We start from the raw sequence: 8,503 nt of genomic DNA on the forward strand, positions 1-8,503 counted from the left end.
GTCCTTACAGAGTAGCGAGGAACATAAAGTGAACGGAATGACCACCAGAGCCGTATGTTCCCCCTCACCCCAGCCCTCTCCCTCAAGGGAGAGGGGGTCGTCCGTGCTGGTATTATTTTGTGGGGATCCCTCAGCCCACAGGGAGAGGGAGTAAAACGGAGCCTGGCTTAGCGCCAGGCTTTTTTATGAAAAAAAAAGCGGACCACGGGGTCCGCAAAAGTTCACGTTGGCTTTAGTTGTTCGAGTTTTGAGAGAAACTCGCTGACGATGCGGGGACGTCAAGGGTCAAACACGTGCCGCCTCGTCTATGTGGTGTATTATTCAACAGAATGCTTGATAGGGATAATCGTTCGTTGCTATGCTATCTATCGCCATGAACTATCGTGGCGACGGAGGATGAATAATGAATATTCGTGATCTTGAATACCTGGTAGCGTTAGCCGAGCATCGTCACTTTCGCCGCGCGGCAGATTCCTGCCACGTCAGCCAGCCGACGCTGAGCGGGCAGATCCGCAAGCTGGAAGACGAGCTGGGCGTGATGCTGCTGGAGCGCACCAGCCGTAAGGTGCTGTTCACCCAGGCCGGTCTTCTGCTGGTGGATCAGGCGCGCACCGTGCTGCGCGAGGTCAAAGTGCTCAAGGAAATGGCAAGCCAGCAGGGAGAGGCCATGTCCGGCCCGCTGCATATTGGCCTGATCCCAACCGTTGGCCCGTACCTGTTACCGCACATCATTCCGATGCTGCACCAGACGTTCCCGAAACTCGAAATGTACCTGCACGAAGCGCAAACCCATCAGCTGCTGGCGCAGCTGGACAGCGGCAAGCTCGACTGCGCCATTCTGGCGCTGGTGAAAGAGAGCGAAGCGTTTATTGAAGTACCGCTGTTCGATGAGCCGATGATGCTGGCGATCTATGAAGATCACCCGTGGGCGAACCGCGATCGCGTGCCGATGGCCGATCTGGCCGGTGAAAAGCTGCTGATGCTGGAAGACGGTCACTGCCTGCGCGATCAGGCGATGGGCTTCTGCTTCGAAGCGGGCGCTGACGAAGATACCCACTTCCGCGCAACCAGTCTGGAAACGCTGCGTAATATGGTGGCGGCGGGAAGCGGTATTACGCTGCTGCCTGCGCTGGCCGTGCCACGCGAGCGTAAGCGTGATGGCGTGGTGTACCTGCCGTGCATTAAGCCGGAGCCGCGTCGCACGATCGGCCTGGTGTATCGCCCAGGGTCACCGCTGCGCAGCCGCTATGAGCAGCTGGCAGAGGCCATCCGCGGTGCGATGGATGGCCATTTCGACAGCGCGTTAAAACAGGCGGTTTAAGCCGTTCAGCGCGGCTACCCGATAGGCTTCTGCCATGGTCGGGTAGTTAAAGGTGGTGTTAACGAAGTACTCAATGGTGTTACCACCACCTTTCTGCTCCATGATTGCCTGGCCGATATGAATGATTTCCGCCGCGCGTTCACCAAAGCAGTGAATCCCGAGGATCTCTTTCGTCTCGCGATGGAACAGAATTTTTAGCGTACCCACGCTCATCCCCACGATTTGCGCCCGCGCCAGATGTTTAAACTGGGCACGACCTACCTCGTAAGGCACCTTCATTGACGTCAGTTGCTGCTCGGTTTTTCCCACGGAACTGATTTCCGGAATGGTGTAGATCCCCGTCGGGATATCTTCGATCAGATGCGCCGTCGCTTCGCCTTTCACCAGCGCCTGAGCGGCAATGCGGCCCTGATCGTAAGCGGCGGAGGCCAGGCTCGGGTAGCCAATTACGTCGCCCACCGCGTATACGTGCGGCAGCGCGGTCTGATACATGCTGTTGACCTTCAGCTGACCGCGGCTGTCTGTTTCAAGCCCGATATTTTCCAGCCGCAGTGAATCGGTATTGCCGGTACGGCCGTTGGCGTACAGCAGGCAGTCGGCTTTCAGCTTCTTGCCGGACTTCAGGTGCATGATCACACCGTCATCGCAGCCTTCTATTTTCTCGTACTCTTCGTTGTGACGAATCACCACGCCGCTGTTCCAGAAGTGGTAGGAGAGGGAGTCTGACATTTCCTGATCGAGGAACGCCAGCAGGCGGTCGCGGGTGTTAATCAGGTCAACTTTGACATCCATTCCGCGGAAGATCGACGCATATTCGCAGCCGATGACCCCTGCGCCATAGATAATGACGTGGCGGGGTTCATGGTGCAGGCTCAGAATGGAGTCGCTGTCGTAGACGCGTGGGTGTGAGAAGTCGACGTCGGCCGGATGGTAAGGGCGTGAACCGCAGGCAATCACAAATTTTTCAGCGGTGATTGTCTCAATCGAACCGTCGTGGCATTCGAGTGCCAGGGTGTGTTCATCCACAAAATGCGCGTTGCCCTGCAGGATTTCACAATGGTTACGCTCATAAAAGCCCTGACGCATGCGCGTCTGCTGGTTAATGACGGTATCCGCGTGATTCAGGATGTCGGCAAAGGAGGAACGAAGAAGTCGGGAGTGGTCGCTGTAAAGAGGGTTCTGGTTAAATTCGATAATGCGGCTAACGGCGTGGCGGAGGGCTTTCGATGGGATGGTGCCCCAGTGGGTGCAACCGCCGCCGACATTATGGTAGCGCTCGATGACCGCTACTCTGGCTCCCTGTTTCACCAGACCCATAGCAGCACCTTCGCCGCCGGGGCCGGAACCAATAACTATTGCGTCGTAATCGTAGGAATGTGGCATGGCAAGGCTTACCTGTTCTTATACATAAAAGCAACAGAATCATAACATCATTGCCAGGGTAACCCAATTATCGTTGTGCTTTTTTCCGGCAGTGGAGCACAAACCGCACGTAAACAATCATTCACAAAGCTGAGCAAACAGATTAATTTTATTCTCTGGTATAGTGCCATCAGACCTTTGGAAGGATTCAACTATCGTGATGGGCGTAAGAGCACAACAAAAAGAGAAAACCCGGCGTTCGCTGGTGGAAGCCGCATTCAGTCAACTGAGTGCTGAGCGGAGTTTTGCCAGTTTGAGCCTGCGCGAAGTCGCACGCGAGGCCGGGATTGCGCCAACGTCCTTCTATCGTCACTTCCGTGATGTGGATGAACTGGGCCTGACCATGGTCGACGAGAGCGGTTTGATGCTGCGCCAGCTGATGCGCCAGGCGCGTCAGCGTATCGCCAAAGGGGGCAGCGTGATCCGCACCTCCGTGTCGACGTTTATGGAATTTATCGGCAATAACCCCAACGCGTTTCGTCTGCTTCTGCGCGAACGTTCGGGCACATCGGCAGCGTTTCGTGCCGCCGTCGCGCGGGAAATTCAGCACTTCATCGCGGAACTTGCCGACTATCTTGAACTCGAAAACCATATGCCGCGTGCCTTTACTGAAGCACAGGCCGAGGCGATGGTGACGATTGTGTTCAGCGCGGGTGCCGAAGCGCTGGACGTCAGCATTGAACAACGCAAGCAGCTTGAAGAGCGACTGGTATTGCAGCTCAGGATGATCTCCAAAGGCGCGTACTACTGGTATCGCCGTGAACAAGAGAAACTGGCACATCAAACCGAAGAGTGAAGGTGAGTAATGAAACAGTCAGGTCAGGATAAAGGGACGCTGTTGCTGGCATTGATCGCTGGCTTATCCATTAATGGCACGTTTGCCGCTATTTTTAGCTCCATCGTGCCATTTTCGATTTTCCCGCTTATTGCGCTGGTGCTGACGGTCTACTGCCTGCATCAGCGTTACCTGAACCGTACGATGCCGGTTGGGTTACCGGGGCTGGCCGCTGCCTGTTTTATTCTGGGCGTATTGCTGTATAGCACCGTGGTGCGCGCGGAGTATCCGGATATCGGCTCTAACTTCTTCCCTGCGGTACTGTCCGTGGCGCTGGTGTTCTGGATTGGCTCGCGCATGCGTAGCCGCAAGAGCCAACTGCCAGAGTAATGAGGTCTGAGCAGGGCAGGTAAGCGAAGCGCCACCTGCCGAAAACGCCGGCGAGTTACTTCGCCGTGAGCAGTACACCGCACTCCATATGGTGTGTATACGGGAACTGATCGAACAGCGCCAGACGTTCAACCTTGTGCGTCTGGCTTAATGTTTCCAGATTCTTGCACAGCGTCTCCGGGTTACAGGAGATGTACAAAATACGCGGGTACGCCTGCACCATCTTCTCGGTTTCGCTGTCCAGGCCGCTGCGCGGCGGGTCGACAAAAATCGTCTCACACTGATAGCTCTTCAAATCGATCCCTTCCAGGCGGTTAAACTGGCGTACACCGTTCATGGCCTGGGTGAACTCTTCTGCCGCCATGCGAATGATCTGCACGTTATCGATATGGTTAGCGGCGATGTTGTACTGCGCGGCCGCTACCGACGGCTTGGCGATTTCCGTTGCCAGCACGCGTTCGAAGTTACGCGCCAGCGCCAGCGAGAAGTTGCCGTTACCGCAGTACAGCTCAAGCAGATCGCCCTTAGACCCTTCCGTCGCCTTCAGCGCCCACTCCAGCATCTGCACGTTCATCGCGGCATTCGGCTGGGTGAAGCTGTTTTCCACCTGACGGTAAACCATCTCTTTACCCGCCACCGGCAGACGCTCGTCGACGTAATCCTGATCCAGCATGATTTTGGTTTTTGTCGCGCGGCCAATCAGGTGCACGTTGATGTTCTGCGCACGCAGCGTATCGCGCAGGGCTTCGGCCTGCTCGCGCCATTCGTCGGTCAGCGCTTTGTGGTACAGCAGAGAGACAATCGCCTGATTGCTTTGCGTGGTCAGATAGTCAATCTGGAACAGCTTGTGGCGCAGCACCGGATTGTTGCGCACGCCTTCAACGATCAGCGTCATCAGCTGGTTGATAAGCTCGCTCGCTGCCGGGAAGCTGTCCACGCGAATGCGTGATTTGGTCTGCTGATCAAAAATGATGTGGTACAGGTCGTCGCCGTCATGCCAGATGCGGAACTCGGCGCGCATGCGGTAGTGGCTGACAGGGGAGCGGAACACCTCGGGAACGGGCGCGTTGAAAGGCGTCATCATACTTTGCAGGCGGACAACTTTCTCGGCCAGCTGCGCGTCGTACTGTTCTGTCGGGAGGTGTTCTGGGGTCATGATGCGTCCTGAGTGATAAAGAATTACGCGGGGATTGTAGGGATTGTTCAGGGGATGTCCAGATTTAATGGCCAATAGCTGTCTGGACATCTATACGTGTCTAATTGTAGCATTCTGTTTCCGGTCTCCTGAGAGTGAAAAGGGAATCCAGTGTGAATCTGGAGCTGACGCGCAGCGGTAAAGACTGGCGGGATGAATGTTGTAGACACTGTGAAAATGGGAAGTCTTCATCCGTATAACGCCACCTAGCCCGAAGACCTGCCGGGATCACGTCGCATTTGGTTTCATCATCGCGTGCTATAGATGAGGCCTGCGGCATCCTTCTTATATTGTGGATGCTTTAACAATGATTAAAAAAGTATCGCTGTTGACGGCGCTGTCCGTCACGGCATTTTCGGGCTGGGCGCAGGATAGCGCTGACTCGTTGGTGGTGACGGCAAATCGTTTTGAACAACCTGAAAAAACTATTCTGGCAGCAACGTCGGTGGTTACGCGTGCTGATATTGACCGCTGGCAGTCAACCTCGGTGCTGGACGTTATGCGTCGCCTGCCCGGCGTGGACACGGCGCAAAATGGCGGGATGGGGCAACTCTCTTCTCTCTTTATCCGTGGCACCAACTCCAGCCACGTCCTGATTCTCGTTGACGGCATTCGCCTTAACCAGGCGGGCGTCACGGGGTCGTCCGATCTCAGCCAGTTCCCGATCTCCCTGGTGCAGCGTATCGAATATGTGCGTGGACCGCGTTCGGCGGTATACGGCTCGGATGCGATTGGCGGTGTAGTCAACATTATTACCACTCGCGCGAAGGACGGTACGACGCTGAATGCCGGCGTAGGGTCGCACGGTTACCAGAATTATGGCGGCAGTACCCAGCAAACGCTGGGCGACAGCACGCGCGTCACGCTGGCGGGGGATTACACCTATACCAAAGGTTTCGATGTGGTTGCGGACGGCAACAATGGTGGCCTTGCCCAGACCGATCGCGACGGATTTATGAATAAAACGCTCTACGGTGCAGTGGAGCACGCATTCTCAGACCAGTGGAGCGGATTTGTTCGCGGCTTTGGCTACAGCAACCGTACGGCCTATGACGGTTACTACAGCTCATTTACCCCTGACGTACTGGTCGATACCCGCCAGCTCTATAGCCAGACCTGGGACGCAGGATTACGCTTCAACGAGGACATCTTCCATTCACAGCTGCTCACCAGCTATAGCCACAGCAAAGACTATAACTACGACCCTAATTTGGGCCGTTACGATTCGACTGCCACGCTGGATGAAATCAAACAGTACAACGTTCAGTGGCTCAACTCCGTTGATGTGGGGCACGGGAACATTGGTGCGGGCGTTGACTGGCAGAAGCAGAGCACCGAGCCGGGTACAAACTACGTGACCAACGGCTACGACCTGCGTAACACCGGCGTCTACCTGACCGGGCTGCAGCAGCTGGGCGATTTCACTCTGGAAGGGGCGGTTCGCAGCGATGACAACTCTCAGTTTGGTCGCCATGGCACCTGGCAAAGCAGTGCAGCGTGGGAGTTCGTGGACGGTTACCGCTTCATTGCTTCTTATGGTACGGCCTATAAGGCCCCGAATCTGGGTCAACTCTATGGCTTCTATGGCAATGACCATCTTGATCCAGAAGAGAGCAAGCAGTGGGAAGGGGCGTTTGAAGGCCTGACGGCAGGCGTGAGCTGGCGCGTGTCCGGCTATCGTAATGACGTTGATAATCTCATCGACTTCAATAATAACCTTCAGGAATATTACAACGTCGGTAAAGCACGCATTAAGGGTGTGGAAGCGACGGCGTCGTTTGATACAGGTCCGTTGACGCATACCGTTGGCTACGACTATGTGGATGCCCGCAATGCGGCGACCAACGAACTTCTGGACCGTCGTGCTAAGCAGCAGGTGAAATATCAGCTCGATACGCAGATCTATGATTTCGACTGGAGCCTGACGTATCACTATCTCGGCACGCGTTACGACACTGATTTTGGTTCTTATCCGTCAGAAAAAGTGAAAATGGGCGGTGTGAGTCTGTGGGATGTCGCAGTTTCATATCCGGTCACCTCACACCTCACAGTTCGTGGTAAAATAGCCAACCTGTTCGATAAAGATTACGAGACAGTTTATGGCTACCAAACTGCAGGACGGGAATACACCTTGTCTGGCAGCTACACCTTCTAATCCGCGCCCTACCGTGCTGGTGTTTGATTCCGGCGTCGGTGGGCTTTCGGTCTACGATGAGATTCGGCATCTCCTGCCGGATCTCCATTACATCTACGCCTTCGATAACGTCGCTTTTCCGTATGGGGAGAAGAGTGAAGACTTTATCGTTGAGCGCGTGGTTGAAATCGTCACCGCGGTACAAAAGCGCTATCCCCTTGCGCTGGCGGTCATTGCCTGTAATACGGCAAGCACCGTTTCTCTTCCCGCCCTGCGTGAGAAATTCCAGTTCCCGGTTGTGGGCGTTGTTCCTGCCATAAAGCCTGCCGCGCGCCTGACGGCGAACGGTATCGTGGGCTTGCTGGCCACGCGTGGCACGGTGAAGCGTCCTTATACCCGCGAGCTGATCGACCGTTTCGCCAACGAATGCCAGATTGCGATGCTCGGTTCGGCTGAACTGGTAGAGATGGCGGAAGCGAAGCTGCATGGCAAGGCGGTATCACTCGACGAGCTGCGTCGTATTCTTCGTCCGTGGCTGCGGATGCCTGAACCTCCGGATACGGTTGTGCTGGGCTGCACCCACTTTCCTCTCTTGCAGGAAGAGCTATTAGAAGTGCTTCCGGAGGGGACGCGGCTGGTGGATTCTGGTGCGGCGATCGCCCGTCGTACGGCCTGGCTGCTGGAGCATGAAGCCCCGGATGCGAAATCTACTGATGCGAATATCGCGTTTTGTATGGCGTTAACAAAAGAAACTGAACAACTTTTACCCGTTTTACGCCGTTATGGCTTTGAAACGCTCGAAAAACTGGCGCTATAGCACGGTTTTGAGCAAAAAAGAGACGGTTGAAAGTTTTTTTTAAAAGAGGGGTTGTCAACGTCTGAGAACTCCCTATAATGCGCCTCCACTGACACGGAACAACGGCTTACAGGCCGCCGGGTTAGCGGGGTTCAGAGATGAACGCCAACAGAGAAAAGCGAAAATAATCACTTGACTCTGAATGAGGAAAACGTAATATACGGGACCTCGCAACGGTGAGCGAAAGCCGCGTTGCACTGCTCTTTAACAATTTATCAGACAATCTGTGTGGGCACTCAAAGTGACATGGATTCTTAACGTCCTCGGACGAAAAATGAATACTCAAGTCTCTGAGTGAACATACGTAATTCATTACGAAGTTTAATTCACGAGCATCAAACTTAAATTGAAGAGTTTGATCATGGCTCAGATTGAACGCTGGCGGCAGGCCTAACACATGCAAGTCGAAC

At 54.9% G+C, this 8,503-nt stretch carries 7 protein-coding genes, 1 rRNA gene and 1 riboswitch; of the genes, 6 read left to right on the forward strand and 2 right to left on the reverse strand.

All coding sequences use genetic code 11. The features are described from left to right. Nucleotides 1–403: 403 nt before the first annotated feature. Nucleotides 404–1,321: a DNA-binding transcriptional regulator OxyR gene (oxyR, locus tag APT89_RS05320; protein ID WP_025758848.1), complete on the forward strand. Its 918-nt coding sequence runs from the start codon at nt 404–406 to the stop codon at nt 1,319–1,321. Here oxyR and sthA read toward each other — a convergent pair. Next, the gene (gene sthA / locus APT89_RS05325; RefSeq protein ID WP_045260262.1) at nt 1,304–2,704 is read right to left on the reverse strand and encodes a Si-specific NAD(P)(+) transhydrogenase; all 1,401 of its coding nucleotides are present in this window, start codon (nt 2,702–2,704) and stop codon (nt 1,304–1,306) included. The two genes, oxyR and sthA, sit on opposite strands and share 18 nt — an antisense overlap. A 196-nt stretch (nt 2,705–2,900) precedes the next feature. Between sthA and fabR the strand changes: the two genes are divergently transcribed. Both fabR and APT89_RS05335 read left to right on the forward strand, forming a co-directional pair. After that, a complete protein-coding gene (fabR, locus tag APT89_RS05330) occupies nt 2,901–3,539 on the forward strand; it encodes an HTH-type transcriptional repressor FabR (RefSeq protein WP_008501784.1) in 639 nt (212 codons plus the stop codon). A 9-nt stretch (nt 3,540–3,548) separates the two neighbouring features. After that, entirely contained in the window at nt 3,549–3,908 is a 360-nt protein-coding gene (locus APT89_RS05335) for a YijD family membrane protein (RefSeq protein WP_008501783.1), read from the forward strand. Between the two features lie 55 nt (nt 3,909–3,963). Here the strand turns inward: APT89_RS05335 and trmA are convergent, their stop codons facing one another. Beyond that, nucleotides 3,964–5,064, reverse strand: a complete 1,101-nt coding sequence (gene trmA / locus APT89_RS05340; RefSeq protein WP_060571882.1) for a tRNA (uridine(54)-C5)-methyltransferase TrmA — start codon at nt 5,062–5,064, stop codon at nt 3,964–3,966. Between the two features lie 104 nt (nt 5,065–5,168). Next, nucleotides 5,169–5,344: riboswitch (cobalamin riboswitch) on the forward strand. A 66-nt stretch (nt 5,345–5,410) separates the two neighbouring features. On the opposite strand from trmA, the gene btuB reads away from it, so the two are divergent. From btuB to APT89_RS05355, 3 genes are all read left to right on the forward strand, one after another. Further along, the gene (btuB, locus tag APT89_RS05345; RefSeq protein WP_047363775.1) at nt 5,411–7,258 is read left to right on the forward strand and encodes a TonB-dependent vitamin B12 receptor BtuB; all 1,848 of its coding nucleotides are present in this window, start codon (nt 5,411–5,413) and stop codon (nt 7,256–7,258) included. Continuing rightward, nucleotides 7,203–8,054: a glutamate racemase gene (gene murI / locus APT89_RS05350; RefSeq protein ID WP_045408730.1), complete on the forward strand. Its 852-nt coding sequence runs from the start codon at nt 7,203–7,205 to the stop codon at nt 8,052–8,054. The genes btuB and murI overlap by 56 nt, the downstream gene beginning before the upstream one ends. A 382-nt stretch (nt 8,055–8,436) precedes the next feature. After that, a 16S ribosomal RNA gene (locus APT89_RS05355) occupies nt 8,437–8,503 on the forward strand; the annotation flags it as partial.

This window comes from Enterobacter sp. 50588862 (assembly GCF_001462935.1).
GTDB classification, from domain to species: Bacteria; Pseudomonadota; Gammaproteobacteria; order Enterobacterales; family Enterobacteriaceae; genus Enterobacter; species Enterobacter bugandensis.